The 16,811-nt window shown below is 43.8% G+C and carries 15 protein-coding genes, 1 tRNA gene and 1 pseudogene; 9 read left to right on the top strand and 8 right to left on the bottom strand.

The genetic code is table 11. From position 1 onward, the window contains the following. The first annotated feature begins 225 nt into the window (after window positions 1-225). Window positions 226-1,002, top strand: coding sequence for a class I SAM-dependent methyltransferase (locus ACRC32_RS29450; protein WP_438557307.1), 777 nt, complete (start codon window positions 226-228; stop codon window positions 1,000-1,002). A gap of 52 nt (window positions 1,003-1,054) precedes the next feature. Here the strand turns inward: ACRC32_RS29450 and nadA are convergent, their stop codons facing one another. Then, window positions 1,055-2,035 (bottom strand): quinolinate synthase NadA, encoded by a 981-nt coding sequence (gene nadA, locus ACRC32_RS29445; protein WP_438557306.1) that lies wholly within the window; start codon window positions 2,033-2,035, stop codon window positions 1,055-1,057. A gap of 162 nt (window positions 2,036-2,197) precedes the next feature. Between nadA and ACRC32_RS29440 the strand changes: the two genes are divergently transcribed. Together ACRC32_RS29440 and ACRC32_RS29435 are read left to right on the top strand one after the other, a co-directional pair. Then, window positions 2,198-3,124, top strand: coding sequence for a TIGR04168 family protein (locus ACRC32_RS29440; RefSeq protein ID WP_438557305.1), 927 nt, complete (start codon window positions 2,198-2,200; stop codon window positions 3,122-3,124). Window positions 3,125-3,185: 61 nt separating this feature from the next. Beyond that, a tRNA-Ser gene (locus tag ACRC32_RS29435) sits at window positions 3,186-3,270 on the top strand. On the opposite strand, the gene ACRC32_RS29430 is transcribed toward ACRC32_RS29435, so the two are convergent. Together ACRC32_RS29430 and nudC are read right to left on the bottom strand one after the other, a co-directional pair. Further along, window positions 3,271-5,199 (bottom strand): ABC-F family ATP-binding cassette domain-containing protein, encoded by a 1,929-nt coding sequence (locus tag ACRC32_RS29430; protein ID WP_438557304.1) that lies wholly within the window; start codon window positions 5,197-5,199, stop codon window positions 3,271-3,273. Window positions 5,200-5,357: 158 nt separating this feature from the next. Further along, entirely contained in the window at window positions 5,358-6,176 is an 819-nt protein-coding gene (gene nudC, locus ACRC32_RS29425; RefSeq protein WP_438557303.1) for an NAD(+) diphosphatase, read from the bottom strand. A gap of 159 nt (window positions 6,177-6,335) precedes the next feature. Here nudC and mug point away from each other — a divergent pair, with 159 nt between their 5' ends. Beyond that, window positions 6,336-6,887: a G/U mismatch-specific DNA glycosylase gene (gene mug / locus ACRC32_RS29420; protein ID WP_438557302.1), complete on the top strand. Its 552-nt coding sequence runs from the start codon at window positions 6,336-6,338 to the stop codon at window positions 6,885-6,887. On the opposite strand, the gene ACRC32_RS29415 is transcribed toward mug, so the two are convergent. Then, the gene (locus ACRC32_RS29415; protein ID WP_438557301.1) at window positions 6,844-7,425 is read right to left on the bottom strand and encodes a PadR family transcriptional regulator; all 582 of its coding nucleotides are present in this window, start codon (window positions 7,423-7,425) and stop codon (window positions 6,844-6,846) included. The two genes, mug and ACRC32_RS29415, sit on opposite strands and share 44 nt — an antisense overlap. Before the next feature lie 371 nt (window positions 7,426-7,796). Here ACRC32_RS29415 and ACRC32_RS29410 point away from each other — a divergent pair, with 371 nt between their 5' ends. Beyond that, complete coding sequence (locus tag ACRC32_RS29410) at window positions 7,797-8,207, top strand: hypothetical protein (protein WP_438557300.1); 411 nt, start codon at window positions 7,797-7,799, stop codon at window positions 8,205-8,207. A gap of 136 nt (window positions 8,208-8,343) precedes the next feature. On the opposite strand, the gene ACRC32_RS29405 is transcribed toward ACRC32_RS29410, so the two are convergent. After that, the gene (locus ACRC32_RS29405) at window positions 8,344-8,694 is read right to left on the bottom strand and encodes a DUF6717 family protein (RefSeq protein WP_438557299.1); all 351 of its coding nucleotides are present in this window, start codon (window positions 8,692-8,694) and stop codon (window positions 8,344-8,346) included. Window positions 8,695-8,785: 91 nt separating this feature from the next. Between ACRC32_RS29405 and egtC the strand changes: the two genes are divergently transcribed. The 3 genes from egtC to egtD all read left to right on the top strand — a co-directional run bounded on the left by egtC (window position 8,786) and on the right by egtD (window position 12,130). Beyond that, window positions 8,786-9,574: an ergothioneine biosynthesis protein EgtC gene (gene egtC, locus ACRC32_RS29400; protein WP_438557298.1), complete on the top strand. Its 789-nt coding sequence runs from the start codon at window positions 8,786-8,788 to the stop codon at window positions 9,572-9,574. Continuing rightward, a complete protein-coding gene (locus ACRC32_RS29395; RefSeq protein ID WP_438557297.1) occupies window positions 9,549-10,871 on the top strand; it encodes an SUMF1/EgtB/PvdO family nonheme iron enzyme in 1,323 nt (440 codons plus the stop codon). The genes egtC and ACRC32_RS29395 overlap by 26 nt, the downstream gene beginning before the upstream one ends. 221 nt (window positions 10,872-11,092) lie before the next feature. Continuing rightward, window positions 11,093-12,130 (top strand): L-histidine N(alpha)-methyltransferase, encoded by a 1,038-nt coding sequence (gene egtD / locus ACRC32_RS29390; protein WP_438557296.1) that lies wholly within the window; start codon window positions 11,093-11,095, stop codon window positions 12,128-12,130. Window positions 12,131-12,230: 100 nt separating this feature from the next. Here egtD and ACRC32_RS29385 read toward each other — a convergent pair whose 3' ends face one another. Beyond that, window positions 12,231-13,760: a serine/threonine-protein kinase gene (locus tag ACRC32_RS29385; RefSeq protein WP_438557295.1), complete on the bottom strand. Its 1,530-nt coding sequence runs from the start codon at window positions 13,758-13,760 to the stop codon at window positions 12,231-12,233. A gap of 145 nt (window positions 13,761-13,905) precedes the next feature. Next, entirely contained in the window at window positions 13,906-15,084 is a 1,179-nt protein-coding gene (locus ACRC32_RS29380; RefSeq protein WP_438557294.1) for an anhydro-N-acetylmuramic acid kinase, read from the bottom strand. Window positions 15,085-15,236: 152 nt separating this feature from the next. On the opposite strand from ACRC32_RS29380, the gene ACRC32_RS29375 reads away from it, so the two are divergent. After that, window positions 15,237-15,797, top strand: coding sequence for a thermonuclease family protein (locus tag ACRC32_RS29375; protein WP_438557308.1), 561 nt, complete (start codon window positions 15,237-15,239; stop codon window positions 15,795-15,797). Between the two features lie 13 nt (window positions 15,798-15,810). On the opposite strand, the pseudogene ACRC32_RS29370 reads toward ACRC32_RS29375, so the two are convergent. Next, window positions 15,811-16,811 (bottom strand): annotated as a pseudogene (locus ACRC32_RS29370) (ABC transporter substrate-binding protein/permease); the annotation flags it as partial.

The following is a 16,811-nucleotide window of genomic DNA, read 5'->3' as shown; positions in this document are numbered from 1 at the left end:
ACTCTGAATCCATCCCGAACTCAGGTGTGAAACGCGACTGCGGCGACGATACTCTGGGGGTCGCCCCTCGGGACAATAGCTCCGCGCCAGGTCGATTTTTCCTCAAAAGCCTCGCTCTCAATAGCGAGGCTTTTGCTATGATACACATTGTGAAGTCTTGTGTTACTTAAAATTACATACTAAGGTACAGAGTAGATTTTTAAAAAATAGATATAGATAAAGTTAATGCAGAGCAAGCAAAATTTGATAGCTCTCCGAAAGACACAGTTTCAGCAGCGCCTGTTACTCAATCATCAGTTGATTGAAATAGTCAAGCATACAGAAAGTCATGCTTTTTTGACAAATCCAGCTGCTCACAATGTTTATCTATACTTGACGAACTACGTCCGAGTTTGTTCTGAAGCTTGGTTCAAAACTAAGTTAACAACTTTGCGCGTACTAGATTGGGGATGCGGTAAAGGTCACATTTCTTTTTTACTACGTGAAATGGGTGCTATGGTAACTAGTTGTGATGTGACTAGTGGTGCAGCATTTGGTCAGGATGCGCCTATTATCGATCGCACATCCATATCAGTCGTCTCTTTAGAACATCCCTATTTACTTCCCTTTAATGATGCTACCTTTGATGTCGTCCTGAGTTTTGGTGTCCTCGAACACGTTTCAAACGATCTTGCATCTTTACATGAAATTCAGCGAGTACTCAGCCCACAAGGCTTATTCTTTTGTTTCTTCTTGCCCTACTACTTGTCTTGGACTCAACGGTTAGCACATTTACGGGGAAATTTTTATCACGATCGCTTATATACTAAAAAATTAGTGAAAAACCTCCTTAGCCAGAGTCAGTTCCAGCTCATCGATCTCTGGCATAGACAACTTCTACCTAAAAATCGTATTTCCTACGTTAACCATCATAGTTTTGAAAGCTTAGATCGGTGGCTGACTGAAAACACTTTCCTCAAATACATTGCTACTAATATTGAGTTTGTAGCTTTCAAAAATTAAACTCAGTTCATATGGAAGAGCTATATATTTCAACCATATGTTAACCGTAGACTTAGATTTGCTTAGTACTCATTGCTAACATACGCTGTAGTGGATTTAAGGCAGCCGTGGCGATTTCTTCTGATAATTCAATTTCTGGGCTGCGGTTCTTCATTGCTAAATAAAGCTTTTCTAAAGTATTCAATCGCATATACGGGCATTCATTGCAATTACAATTACTATTTATTGGTGGTGCAGGAATAAAATTCTTATGAGGAGCTTCTTTCCGCATTTGATGAATAATCCCTGCTTCAGTGGCGACGATGAAAGAATTCGCAGAACTCTTTTGACAATATTTTAACAAAGCTGTTGTAGAACCAACATAATCTGCATGGCGCAAGATAGGAGGTTCGCATTCAGGGTGAGCTAAAACTTCCGCTACTGGATGCTGAATTTTTAATTGAACGAGTTTCTTTTCTGAAAATGTTTCATGGACGATACAGCTACCTTGCCACAGCAACATATTTCGACCAGTTTGTTGCATGACATATCGCCCTAAATTGCGGTCTGGAGCAAAAATAATTGGTCTATCTAGAGGGATTTGGCGTACAATTTGCACTGCATTAGAACTGGTACAAATAATATCGCTCATCGCCTTAATTTCGGCAGTACAGTTAATATAAGAAATAACTAAGTGGTCTGGATGTGCTGCTTTGAAAGCAGCAAACTCTTGAGAAGGACAACTATCTGCTAAAGAACAACCTGCTGCTAAATCTGGCAAAAGTACGAGTTTATTAGGATTGAGAATCTTGGCTGTTTCTGCCATGAAGTGAACGCCAGCAAAGACAATAACTGCGGCATTAGTCTTCGCAGCTTGTTGAGCCAACCCTAATGAGTCACCAATATAATCAGCAATGTCTTGAATGTCTGGTTCTTGATAGTAGTGTGCCAGAATCACAGCGTTCAGCTCTTGTTTTAAAGCTTGAATTGCTGCAAACAAGTCTACAGGTATTTCACGGATTGGATGATTTTGGACGATCGCAGTTGTAAACACAATTCAAATAGATAAAACTTACAATTTCTGGTCTTCTTGCAATTATAGTATTTTTTACCAAAACTGGGTGCTGGTCGAGGCAAAATCTTTCCTAACACCTAACGGCAGTGCCAAAAGCCGTCATGCTTTTCTATGCTGGATAAAGAAGATCGGGAATGAAGCATGACCAGTCAAAGCAAACAGGATGAAACAACCGTCATTGCAGTTGTCGGTGATATTCACGACCAATGGGAAGTAGCAGATGGCACAACATTGCAAAAACTAGGCATCGACCTTGCATTATTTGTAGGTGACTACGGCAATGAATCAGTAGATGTAGTCAAAGCGATCGCCGATCTCGACATTCCTAAAGCAGCAGTGTTTGGCAACCACGACGCTTGGTATACCGCTACTGCGTGGGGTCGCCAGAAGTGTCCTTACGATCGAAAAAAAGAAGACTGGGTGCAAGAACAAATAGACTTATTAGGAGAAGCCCATGTTGGTTATGGCAAACTAGACTTTCCTAAACTAAATTTAACCGTTGTTGGTAGCCGTCCGTTTACTTGGGGCGGTTCGAGCTGGAAAAACGAAGACTTCTATCAAGAAAGATTTGGCGTAGCAAGCTTTGAGGAGTCTACCGCACGCATTATAGCAGCAGCTCGTAACGCCACCTACGATACCGTCATTTTTCTCGGACATAACGGCCCGTCAGGATTAGGAGATTGCCCTGAAGACCCTTGTGGCAAGGACTGGCAACCCTTGGGGGGTGATTTTGGCGATCCAGATTTGACAGAGGCGATCGCGCAAACACGTGCCGCAGGAAAACAGATTCCTTTGGTCACATTTGGTCATATGCACCATAAACTACGCCACACTCAAAAGTACTTGCGTAAGCCAGTTCATGTTGCCCGCGAAACAGTTTACCTCAATGCTGCTAGCGTACCTAGAATCGTGGAAAATGGCAGCGATCGCCAGCGCAATTTTTCCTTAGTCTATCTGCAATCTGGGATAGTCTCTCAAGTGTCTCTCGTTTGGGTAGATCGAGATTATCGAATAGCATCAGAGCAAATCCTTTATCAGCAACAAAGTCAGCTCGTGCAGCCTGCATAGAAAATAGAATGTGCTATCATTTATTAGCTTTTATATCTAGCTAACAGCTAGTAGCTAAATTGGAGAGGTGGCAGAGTGGTCGATTGCGTTCGACTTGAAATCGAATGTTCCGAAAGGAACCGTGAGTTCGAATCTCACCCTCTCCGTTAATCATTTTCACGTTCTGCCAGTTCTAACCAACGTTCGGTCGCCATATCGATTGCTTGCACTAATTGAGCTAACTGCTCGGACAACTGCTGCATTTCAGTAAAATCGCCGGGAGGGTTGTTGTAGAAAATCTTTTCTAACTCTTCCTTTTGCGCTTCCATCTCGGGAATTTGAGTCTCTAGCGTTTCATATTCCCGTTTCTCTTTGAAAGATAGCTTGCGCGAGGACGCGGGAGTCGGGAGTCGGGAGTCGGGAGTCGGGGTTGGAGTTCGACTTTCAGCTTTTGGCTTTTGACTCTCAATTTTTGACTTTTCTTCCTCTTCCGCTTGCTTGTAGTCTAGATATACCGAATAATTACCTGGATATTGGCGCAAAGTTCCACCAGGTTCGAGCGCAAAAATAGTCTCCACCGCGCGATCGAGAAAATAGCGATCGTGGGAAACCACGATCGCGCAACCGTTAAAGTCTTCTAGATACTCTTCTAATACCGCTAGCGTTTGTACGTCTAAATCGTTTGTCGGTTCGTCTAAAATCAACACGTTGGGCGCACTCATCAGCACGCGCAACAAAAACAACCGCCGCTTTTCTCCGCCAGACAGCATGTGGATGGGTGCATATTGCTGGTTGGGGGGAAACAGAAACCGTTCCAACATTTGGGAAGCCGTAATGATGCTACCATCGGCTGTTTTAACCAACTCTGCTACATCTTTGAGATATTCGATAACTCGCTGGTTTTCATTCAGCGTCAAATCTTCAGAATGTTGGTCGAAATAACCAATATGAATTGTGGAACCAATTTCCACCGTACCGGAATCGGGCTGTACTCGTCCGGTAATAATATCCATCAGCGTCGATTTTCCCGCGCCGTTACTGCCAATAATGCCAATGCGGTCTTCGGGATTGAATGTATATGTAAAGTCTTTGATGAGAAGGCGATCGCCGTAAGACTTGCTAATATTTTCTAACTCAATTACCTTTTTCCCAATCCGCCGACCTGGAGTAGAAATTTCTACCTTACCCTGCACTTGCTTAAATTCCCGCGCCTGCATCTCGTAGATGCGATCGATTCTAGCTTTTTGCTTAGTGCTACGGGCTTTTGGACCTCGTTTCAACCATTCCAACTCTCGCCGTAATACTCCAGCGTGTTTGCGCTGACTGCTGACGGCTGATTCTTCTGCCTCTGCCTTTTTTTCCAGATAATAAGCATAGCTACCGGAATAAGTATAAAGGTCGCCGCGATCGATCTCGATAATGCGATTTGTGACCCGATCCAAAAAGTAGCGATCGTGAGTGATGAGTAACAGCGCACCGCGAAACCGAGTTAGATAACTCTGCAACCACTCAACAGATAATGCATCTAAATGGTTTGTCGGTTCATCCATCAACAACACATCTGGTTCCGACAGTAAAGCTGCTGCTAGCGCGATTCGCTTGCGGTAGCCCCCAGAAAGATTGCTAATTTTGGCATCAAAGTCTTCAATTCCTAACTTGCTAAGAATGACTTTAGCATTAGTTTCTACTTCCCATGCTCCCAATGCTTCAATCTGCTGAGAAACTTTCGACAAACGCGCCATGAGTTTATCGAGATCGCCCTGTCCGTGCGCGAGTTTATCGGAAATTTCTTCGTATTCCCGCACTAGCGCCATCTGTTCGCCACCATCGGCAAACACTTGTTCTAAGACAGTACGATTCTCATCTAAATTTGGCTGTTGGGGTAGGTAGACAATTTTAGCTCCCGAATTTACCCAAATCTCACCGCTATCTATTGGTTCCAGTCCGGCGATCGCCTTGAGTAGTGTTGATTTACCAGAACCGTTCACCCCAATTAGCCCGACTTTATCGCCTTCATCCAGGCTAAAGCTAGCATCTTTCAAGATTTCCTTGATGCCAAAGTCTTTTTTAACCGATCGCAGCGTGAAAATAGTCATGGGTTATAGGTAAGCTACCAGTTACCTAGTCTAACGTTGATGCAAAAGTTAATTGTAGGGGCGGGTTTTGACTAAATATTCACATATTCACGGGCTTTGGCTGCCAATCTATCTGCCACACCCGCCTGTACAAAAGTCAAAAGTCAAAATCGTTATTTTCAGTGAGTCGAGACAAACCAATCGATTAATTTACGAGCAATACTCAACTTTGGGGGAATTTGGGGTAAATTATGCTTGTTAAACCAACCAGCATCCACTAACTCTTCTGGTTCGATCGCAATTTCACCGCTAGCATAGGTAGCTGTAAAACCAATCATCAGAGAATTGGGAAAAGGCCAAGGTTGGGAACCAAAATAGCGAATGTCTTTCACTTCAATCCCGACTTCTTCGCGCACTTCTCGCACTACCGTTTCTTCTAGCGATTCGCCTGGTTCGACAAATCCAGCTAATATACTGTACATCTTGGGTGGAAATCCGTGAGCGCGAGCTAATAACAATTCCTCACCGCGAGAGATGAGGACGATAACCGCAGGTGAGAGGCGGGGATAATTAACCAAACCACAGTTAGGACAACGTTTTGCCCGTTCGTAAGGTAATTGGGTGGTAGGAGTGGCGCAGTAACCACAGTACTGATGAGTGCGATTCCATTCGACGATTTGAATGGCGCGACCGCTCAAAATAAATAAATCTTCGTCCAACGTGCCGTATAATTCTCGCAGCCCTTGTAATGTCATGCCTGCGGGTGTAGATATATCTTGAGGAAGTTCGGCACAGTAGCAGGGGCGATCGCCTAACGTACCGAGAAATTGCGTCCGTATAGGAGTTAAGCCAATCTCTTCTAAACTAGTGAGTTGGGGGATTTGATTCGCTGTTCCTTCTTGATGTACTAGTAGTTTTTTACCTACAAAGGCAAACCACCAAGCGGGTACGGATTGTTCTACGGGTGGAGTAATGCTAGGAGTAAAGGTACGATGCATTGTTAAAGCGCGTTGGGGTCAAAGATCCGATTTTATGTCACGCACAGAAGATCGTATCGTAGGGGCAGGTTCACCAAAAAACTTCATACTCATACGAAGATCTCAATAAACTCGCCCTTTTTATGTCGCGCAAAGACGCAAAAGCGCAAAGAAGAGGAGATGGTGCAGCGCAAACCTACCACGGCAGAAATTCAAGCGGCATACGGACACACGGTTCCAGATATTATTGCTCCAAATTTAAATGTTTTGTTTTGCGGGATTAATCCTAGTCTCTATAGTGCTGCTGTCGGACATCATTTTGCCCGCCCAGGAAATCGCTTTTGGCGATCGCTTCACGCTGCGGGTTACACAGAACGGATACTGTCACCGTTTGAAGACCGCGATCTGTTACAGTTTGGTTATGGTTTGACAAATATCGTCGATCGCGCCACGGCTAGGGCAGATGAGTTACAAGCTGAAGAATTGATCTTCGGTCAACAGCAGTTAGCAGTCAAGATCGAACAATATCAGCCGCGATTTTTAGCTATTTTGGGTATCAGCGCCTATCGGACAGCATTTTATCAACCCAAAGCTGTCGTGGGAAGACAAGCTGAGTTATCGTCCGGCACAACGATTTGGGTATTACCTAATCCCAGTGGGTTAAACGCTCATTATCAAATAGCAGATCTTACGCGGGTGTATCGAGAATTGCTACTGGCGGTGAACCATTGAGCGCGTCTTGAGTGAGTACCTCGATCGCTGTCTTTAACCAATCAATATAAGTCTGTTCTTTGCGAATTGCTAGCTCTAATACTAGTCGTTGCATCAACTGTTCGCGGTTGTTTATAGGATTGCTCAACGTTGGTAGTTCTATTTGTTCGCATTCCGCTAACTTCTCGCGTCGTGCTGCTAGCTGTCGTTCTAATAAGTGGATCGTAGCTTCGTTTGATAGATGGGCAGAAAAAAATAATTGAATTGGTAGTGGATCTCTTACTGTTGGTATGGGTTGAGGGCTTTGTAGCCACTGAGTTAATTCGGCAATTCCTGCTTCAGTGACGCTGTAAACTTTACGGTTGGGGCGATCGCGCTGAATTTCAACTTTATAGGTAATCCATCCTTGCTCGACTAGTTTATCAAGGGTTCGATAAATTTGTGCCTGATCCGCAGACCATAAGTAAGTCATACAGCGATCGAAGCAGCTCGTTTTCAAGTCATACCCTGTCCTTTTTGCTTGTAGGAGGAAGCCCAATATTGCGTGTGCTAATGACATACGGTTTTCTGTATATAAGGTAGTAAATTCCCCATCTTTTACTACAGATCTAATCTTATGTTACTATAAGATAAGTCATATATAAGAGGCATCAATTATGATGATGCTGATAACGACTTACCACGACAAAGAACGCTGACACGAAGACACAAGGCTCGGACGTAGAACGTTTAGGAGACGGGTTGATGGAACTGTGTTAACGATAAAGTGCTAACAATAAAAGAGTCGCGATCGCCTGCCCATCAAATCTAAGTTGCGATTTGCACGCATATTGTCAAGAGCCGTTAACTGTTAAACTCCATCTGTAATCAATACCGCAGCAGCAAAAATTTCAACGATTAAAGACTATCGTAACGGGAGGATGGATTCCATTGACTTCTCACAAATTGCTACAACGAATACATCGACATCAATATCTGCGCGATTTGCGTAACAAATTACTCTATTTACACCGCGTACTGTTAGATACCGAACGCATTGCTTACGAACAAGTTAGCGGGCGAGTGTCAAGTGGAGAACTGCTGCAATTAGCGATCGATCGCGAACAATTTGCTTGGCTACATCGCATCTCTGAATTAATCGTGCAAATTGATGAAATGTTGCAAGCAGATGAGCCAGTTACGCCAGGTATTATCAAAGAGTTGACTACTTACATCCGCACGCTATTAACACCATGTGAAACAGGCGATGAATTTGCTAGAAGATACTACAATGCTTTCCAGCAAGAACCTGCTGTTGTGTTAGCACATGCAGAAGTTACGCAGTTGCTAAATAGTCGTTAGTCATTTGTCATTGGTCATTTGAAGATTTTGAGGGGCTGGCATCTTGCCAGTCCTTTAACAATTGGAGTTTTACGCTTACTAAGAGTAGTTGATAGCGGACAGATCTAGGCAGATGACAGAAGGAAATTACATTTTACTACGTATATAAACTCTCAGCTTTACAATAAATCTTTTGCGGTGGTTCGGTAAAATATTTAAACAAAGCTGGACAAAGCCAACCTGCTAAATTTTGCTGTTGCCAGCAATACCAATGACCGCCAAATTCTTCTTTTATCCAGATTAATTCTGCCTGAAATTTAGGAAAAGGAGTAGCAGAAAATAATAGCCTGAAGCCTTCATCATGATGGGAAATGTCTTTAACCAAAATATCGAGCATTTCCGGTATACCACTGACAAATGGTTCTTTAACTAATCCTACTGTTTCATCGTCAAATACCCATGTTTGCTGGTAGCGATAGGGAAAAATGACCATAATTGCGTTTGCCATCAGCCTCACCTCAAATAGTAATAGCCGATCGTATGTCACGAATGGCGATCGCAAGCTAAAATGTAAAGCTGTGTAAATAAATACCTAAAGTATGTGCCGTTTACTTGGCTACCTGGGTGGGATGGTATCGCTAGAAAAACTGCTGTACAAACCAGAACACTCGCTGATCGTCCAAAGCTATCAACCCCGCGAAATGAATTCTGGATTGCTGAATGCAGATGGTTGTGGGGTTGGCTGGTATCATACCCAGCGCGATACTAACCCGTTCACCTATAAAAGCGTCCTACCAATTTGGAACGATGTCAATCTGCCCAGTTTGAGTCGTTATGTCGAGTCTGGCTGCGTGCTTGCCTACGTCCGCAGTGCTACGCCGGGACAAGCAGTCGATTTAAGTAACTGCCAACCGTTTGACAATCAAAAGCTTTTGTGCATTCACAACGGGCGGGTAGAGAATTTTCACCAAACCATCTATCGTCCGATCCGCGATCGCCTCAGCGATTTTGCTTACCAAGCAATTAAAGGCAGTACTGACTCAGAACACATATTTGCGCTATTACTAGATGAAGTCCAAGCCAATCCCTCTATGAGTTTAGAGCAAGCATTATCAGCTACCATAAACAATCTCGATCTATTGGCTAAGTCCCATCAAACTAGAGCTTCCGCCAACTTGCTGATAAGTGACGGCAAGCGTCTAATTGCTTCTCGTTTTGCCAGCGATCGCAACTCTCCCTCTCTCTACTGGCTGCGAGACGATCCAGCATTTCCAGCCGCAGTCATCATTGCTTCCGAACCTTTATTTAAAGGTGACTGGCACTCTATGCCAGAACATAGCATCGTCAGTGTAGGAGAAGACCTTGAAATCCAGTTCCATCAAATTTAGACCGAGCGATCGCCCGCAGCAGCAACGTCACCAACTAAGAGAATGGTACGAGCAGTGTCGTCAAGGAACTTTAGCTGTATTCGAGCAAGTAAACGAGGAAATTTTCTGCGCTCAAGCACACCCCGACTTTAGCCCTGTAGGATGGCATTTCGGTCATATTGCCTACACAGAATCCCTGTGGCTGCGAGAACGCAGTGCGGGACTAGCACCGCTATTTCCCGAACACCGCCGCCTATTTATGGCTGACGGTTTACCAAAATGCGATCGCGTTAAGTTGCCAGGTAAAGCCGTTATTCGTCACTATCTAGATACAGTCAGGCAAGAAGTTTTACAAATCCTAGAAACAATAGACTTAGAGCAACACGAACGCCTCTGGCGCTGGATGCTACAACACGAAAGCCAGCACTGCGAGACAATCGCGTTCTTATTACAGTTATCAGGGAGCAGGGAGCGCTTCGGTGCAGGGAGCAGGGAAAAGAGAGTTGGGGGAGTTGAGGGAGTTGGGGAGGCTGGGGAAGAAAATACCAATTACCAATTACCAATTACCAATTACCAAAATCAAACGCTCGAAATCCCTGCTGGATATTTCGAGCAGGGGAATAATACCATTGACGCTTTAGATAACGAGCGTCCAGCACATCAAGTTTATTTAAATACCTACTGGATCGATCGCTATCCCGTGACTTGCGCTGAATATCGCCTGTTTATGAAGGCGGGAGGCTATCACAATCCGGTGTGGTGGTCGGAAAATGGTTGGCAATGGTTGCAACAAGAACAGATCGATCGACCCCTTTACTGGTTAGAAGATCCGCAATACGATAATCATCCCGTTTGTGGTGTCAGTTGGTATGAAGCCGAAGCTTATGCCAAATTTGCAGACAAACGCTTACCTACAGAAGCTGAGTGGGAAAAAGCTGCTAGCTGGGATGTATTAAATAGTCTTCGTCACACCTATCCTTGGGGAGAAATAGAGCCAAACCTAGATCGGTGCAATCACAACTACGCGATCGCACAAACAACACCAGTCAATGCTCATCCCAACGGACGCAGCGCCTATGGTTGTGAAGATATGTTGGGCAATGTTTGGGAATGGACGGCTTGCGTATTTGATGGCTACGCAGGTTTTGCCAGTTATCCCTACACTGGTTATTCCCAAGTTTATTTTGACGGACAGCATCAAGTTCTCAAAGGTGGCAGTTGGGCAACTCGTCCTTGGGCGCTAAGAACGAGTTTTCGCAACTGGTATCATCCAGGCGTGCGACAAATCTTGGCAGGGTTTCGGTGTGCGAAAGATTAACATGTCATCGATAGTTGGTCACTTGTCATTAGTTCTCACAAATGACGAATAACAAATGACCAATGACAAATTTGTGAGAAAATGCGTAAGGAATTGGTAGTAGCTGAGTTGATCTAACTCCAGCATGATTTTTTGCTAATTGGCTTTGTGTTTTACTTCTGAAGGTCGCAGGCTATTGCAAATCGGCGATCGCGATCGGGTATGTTTGAATTTGACGGAGGTTGAGCGTGTCCATATTTGAAACTGCAAGCAATATCTATCCCCGTGCCATCGAGCAACGCTTGCAGATAGAGAATCTCATCGATCCCGCAGCGATCGCGACTAGCCGACTCACAGAAGGGAAAGACGCGATCGCGGGATTAACTCAAACGCCTAAAACCCTCCCACCCCGATACTTCTACGACGACCGAGGTTCGCAGTTATTCGAGCAAATTTGCGAACTACCAGAGTACTATCTGACGCGCACCGAAACAGCTATCCTGCAAAAATATGCGACTGAAATTGCGCGGCTAACAGGTGCGTGCGAACTCGTCGAATTGGGTAGCGGTAGCTCGACTAAAACGCGCATTCTCTTGGATGCTTATCACAAACTGGGATACCCACTACACTACATTCCAGTGGATGTCAGCGCGGGAATACTAGAGAGCAGTGCTAAACAACTCTTAACCGACTATACCACGCTCAAAGTTCGCGCTTTAGCCAGTACTTACGAACTTGCACTAGAACGACTTGCGCCAACTTTTTTACCCAGTCGCACCATCTGTTTTATTGGTAGTACTTTAGGCAATTTGACCCCTTCAGAATCTGATGAGTTTTTCGCCCGGATTTTTGCAGCACTTGAAGTAGGAGAGTATTTCTTATTGGGTGTAGATTTGCAAAAGCCAAAATCAGTTTTAGAGGCAGCTTATAACGATCGCCAAGGAGTCACGGCAGCATTTAACCTCAATATGTTGCAACACTTGAACTGGCGCTATGACAGCAATTTTGAGCTGCAAAACTTCGAGCATTGGGCTTTTTATAACGAAACAGAACATCAAATTGAAATGCATCTGAGAAGCTTGCGATCGCAAACCGTACAGATGCGATCGCTTAATTTAACAGTAGAATTTGCCGAGCGAGAAACAATCAGAACTGAAATTTCTCGTAAGTTCAACCTCAAAACCCTACAACAACAGTTACAAACACAAGGATTAATTCCACTCCAAACTTGGACAGACACCAAAAACTGGTTTGGTTTGTTGCTATGTCAAAAGAAGTGAGCCATAAATCGTAAGTCGTAAGTCGTAATTCGTAAGTCGTAGGTTAAAACACTAGCTAGTCACGAATGACAAATGACAAATGACAAATGACAAATGACTATCAAACACTTGCTTCCAATTTCATTAAAATTTGTGGTTTGATCTTCTCGTATTCCTGCTTAAGCAAACTTTTACTCAACTGCGCATCACCGTTAATATTTGAAGATTGACTGAGGAGATACCATTGTTGCAACAGTATTCCTTGACTAGAGGCAACATTAATTAATAAGCAAGAGCTAGCATATTGTGGAGTTTCACGCGCAAATAGAAGGACGCGATAGTATCCCTTGATGCCGATTGATTGAATTAAGTCTCGATTTTGACTATTTTTTAAATCGAGATAGCAAGTCAACCATTTTGTCCCATAAGTACGGTGATGGAGAGCAGTAATCCATAGCATCATGGGAGAAGGTGAGGTGATAAATAAGAAGTGGTTGTAGGTTCTATTAACTAAACGTTTATTCACTTCTGTTTGAGATAACATCACCCACAAAGCAGGACTCTCTTCACCGTTAATTTGGATTGATTGAGGAAAAACAATATCTGCGATCGGTTTATTTTGCGGCCAACGAGTTAGCCGACAAATAGCATCTGTGGTAAGTTGACCTTGCTGTGGTGCAACAATTGTATTCGCTGGCTCAATACTGCTACTTGGCGTTTGTGGTGTTATGGGTTGAGTCGTTAAAGGTAAAGACCGATCGCGCGGCTGTTCGAGAAGGGTAAAAACCTTGATAATTTCACTGACGTTTTGCGGGCGATCGCTTGGTGCTTTCGCCAAGCAGCTCATAACCAAATCTTTCACCTGTGGCGGAATGGGAAACTTTGGTTCCGATGTCTCAAAAGAACGGGGTGATTGATAGTGGTGGGCTTTAAACCAACCTCCAAATGAGTCCGTGTTGGCTTGAATCGGGATATTGCCCGTCAGCATCTCAAATAGCATGACTCCTAAACTATAGATATCAGAACGATTGGTAAGTTCGCTACCCTCCATTTGTTCTGGAGAAGAATAAGCAAACGTTCCCATGTAGTATCGAGTTTGACTGCTATCTGCTTGGAGTAACTTAGCAATGCCAAAGTCTAACAGTTTTGCTAATTCTCCCAAACTATTATCTTGAATTAATAAAACGTTACTTGGCTTAATATCTCGATGGATAATCGGATAAGTTTTTCCATCAACTGGAATTCCTTGGTGGGCGCATTCTAGACCAAGACTAATTTGCCGTCCGATACTTAAAAATCTCGGTAGTGATAGAGCATAATTGCGAATCATATCGCTCATGTTTTTCCCTTTTAAATACTCCATCACATAGAACGGCGTACCATTCTCCTCTATAACACCATAATCCATGACACGGACGATATGAATGCTTTTTTGACCCAAGATCGCGCAGGTTTTTGCTTCTTGTTCAAAACGTTCTTGCACGCGAAGTTTTTTATTATGAATCGATATACTCAGTAATTTGACAGCAACGGGAACTCCTCCTAACAATTTATCGTGGGCAAGATAGACTTGACCCATTGCCCCTGCTCCAAGTACCTCTTGAAGTTGATAGCGGTTAGCAAGTATGCGGTTGAGATTGGGATCTCGCATGAATTAAAGTTCCGCCACAGCAAAAATTTGTGGTCTCTAGTTGTCATTAGTATTCTTCCCAAAATCAGTTATCAGTGAACAGGGAGCAGGGAGCAGTTATCAGTGACCAGTAACCAATGACAAATGACAAATGACCAATTACCAATTACCAATTACCAATTACCTCACCCAACAAAACTGCTTGCTTTGCTCCAGTCACTTGAGGTAGGTTGCCTGGTATGCCTTGTTGTCGCCAGTAGGCTAGAACGGCAAATGCGATCGCTTCTTTGAAATCGGCATTCAATCCCGCTTCATCTGTTGTTATAACTGGTACTTCTAAATGAAATTGCAATCGCTGCTTTAAATATAAATTTCGACTACCACCGCCACATAAAAGAACTCGTGCTGGCATTTGCGGTAAAAATGTCCGGTAACTATGCACGATTGACGCGACAGTGAATTCTGTCAAAGTCGCTAGCAAGTCAGATGCACTCAATTGGTAATTTTGAGCATCAACTAAACATTGTTGTAAGTATTCCCAGCCAAATAACTCTCGTCCTGTCGATTTTGGCGGTGGTAGGTGAAAGAAATCTTGATTGAGCCATTGTTCTACAAGAGGATGACAAGGAGCACCACTAGCTGCCCAATTGCCATCGCGATCGTAAGTTTGTACGCCATCAGTTAAGTGCTGGACTGCGAGATCTAATAAAGTATTGGCTGGTCCCGTATCCCAACCTCTCACTTTCTCCTCCCAGTTGACATGACTGCGGGGAGGAAGATAGGCTAAATTTCCAATTCCACCGAGATTTTGGACGCATCGCGCCTCATGAAGGTGACTGAGCAGGTAAGCGTCAACTTTCGGCACTAAAGGCGCTCCATGACCTCCCGTGGCAATATCTGCTGCCCGAAAATTACTGACTGTTGGAGTATTTGTGAGTTGCGCGATCGCAGCCCCGCGTCCGAGTTGCAGGCTGTAGCCAAGTGAATATTGAGTCATAGAGACGTTGCGTGCAACGTCTCTATGACTTAAAGCAGGTGGTCTGTGAAAAACAGTCTGTCCGTGGGAACCAATTAATTCGGCGGCAGGATGTCCGGCTTGGATATTTTGAGCAGCTTGAGCAAAACAAAGCGCGATCGCATCATCTAAAGCTGCTAATTGAGGTACGGAGATGGCTTCACCTTTACAAGCTGCTAAAATTTGCGATCGCAAATCGGTAGGATAAGGATAAGTGTTTGCCGCTAACAGTTCTACCTGAATATCTTCAGTTCTGCCTGTAATATTTACCAAAGCGGCATCTATGCCATCAACAGAAGTACCGCTAATTAAACCAACTACTAAGGTCATCAGTTATCAGTTATCAGTTATCAGTTATCAGCGATCGGTTATTAGTGTAGAGACGTTACATGTAACATCTCTACAAAGTTATCAGTAGAGAGTGGTGCGTGAAAATACTTCTGACCAACTACCAACTACCAACTACCCATTACCAATTAATAGTGCAACTCATCCAAAAACTATTACCGTATTTATTCACAATTATTTTCATTTTGTTTTTAACAGGATGTCAGCCGCGCTATGGTACTGCTGCATATTCAGTTAAGCGCGTGAGTGACGGCGATACTATCAGGGTGGTAAACGCTAAGGGCGATGAGTTTAGCGTCCGCTTTGCTTGCGTGGACGCACCGGAAATACCCCATTCTGCAAAAGAAAGATACAGTCAAAGCCGTGTAGATGTCGATCAATTTAAATGGGGACTTCAGGCACAGCAGCGATTACAAAAGTTGATTCATCAAGGAGGCGATCGCGTTAATCTGACAATTACTGACAGCGATCGCTACGGACGAAAAGTGAGCGAAGTTCGTTTGGGTGACGGTACTCTCGTCCAAGAAGTTATGGCGCGGGAAGGATTGGTATTAGTCTACACACCTTACTTGAAGAATTGTCCCAGTGCCGCAGTGGTAGAACGAGCCGCAACCCAAGCACAGGAAAACAATCGAGGCGTGTGGAGCGATGCGAAATTTGTTGCTCCTTGGAAGTATCGCAGCGCGAAGAGGTAGATACACACTCTGCCTAACTCAGCTTAGCCGATCGCTGCTTTTGCCGAGCCACGGGGTTAAGCCACTTTTCTAACCAAGAAAATCCTTGAGAAGACAGCAGAGTTAAACACAAATAGACGATCGCTACAGCTGCATAAATTTCAAAAGCGCGATAGTTGGTGGCAACAATCAACTGTCCTTTGCGGAACAACTCTTCAAATCCAATTACTGCTACTAAACTCGTATCTTTAAGTAAAGTAATAAACTCATTTCCTAAAGGTGGTAACATGCGGCGGAAAGCTTGGGGAAAGATGACATAGCGCATAGTTTGGACTGAATCTAAGCCCAAAGATTCAGCAGCTTCCGATTGTCCTAACTCAATTGATTGAATCCCTGCACGAACAATTTCAGCAATGTATGCCGCGCTATTTAAACTCAAAGCTAACACTGCTGCAGCTAAACGATCCAGAGAAAAATCAAACCCGATTTGTTGAACGATCGCGGGTAAGCCAAAATAAATCATAAAGATTTGGACTAACAACGGCGTACCTCGAAAAAAATCGACATATGCCCTCGTCACCCAGCGCAAAGGGACGATATGAGAAAGTCGCGCAATTCCGACTAACGAACCACCAACTAATCCCAAAAGAACAGAAAAGGCTGTTAATTGGAGCGTGACTAAAGCACCAGCTAGTAGAGTGGGAATTGCCTGAAAAATAATCTCGAATGCATTAGTCATAATTGCGAGATCTGAGTTTTTTAGTTGGCAAAGGGCGATTTCTCTGGCAATTTAGGCGGTTCGGCATTAAACCACGTTTTATAAATTTGAGCATATGTATTGTCACCCAAAATTGTCTCTAATCCCTGATTAATTGAAGCTAAATTAGGAGAATTTTTAGCCGTAGCAATACCGTAAAACTCTTCCGTCAGCAATTGACCGACAACTTTAATCCCTGAAAGGTTAGCATTTTTAATTGCATATAAAGTAACAGGTGCATCGTTAATAACTGCATCCACATTACCATTTTTCAATTC

Origin of the sequence: Chroococcidiopsis sp., assembly GCF_051657925.1 — a bacterium.
Taxonomy (GTDB): domain Bacteria; phylum Cyanobacteriota; class Cyanobacteriia; order Cyanobacteriales; family Chroococcidiopsidaceae; genus Chroococcidiopsis.
Note: the sequence above shows the minus strand (reverse complement) of the source record. Positions and strands in the feature narration are given on the sequence as shown.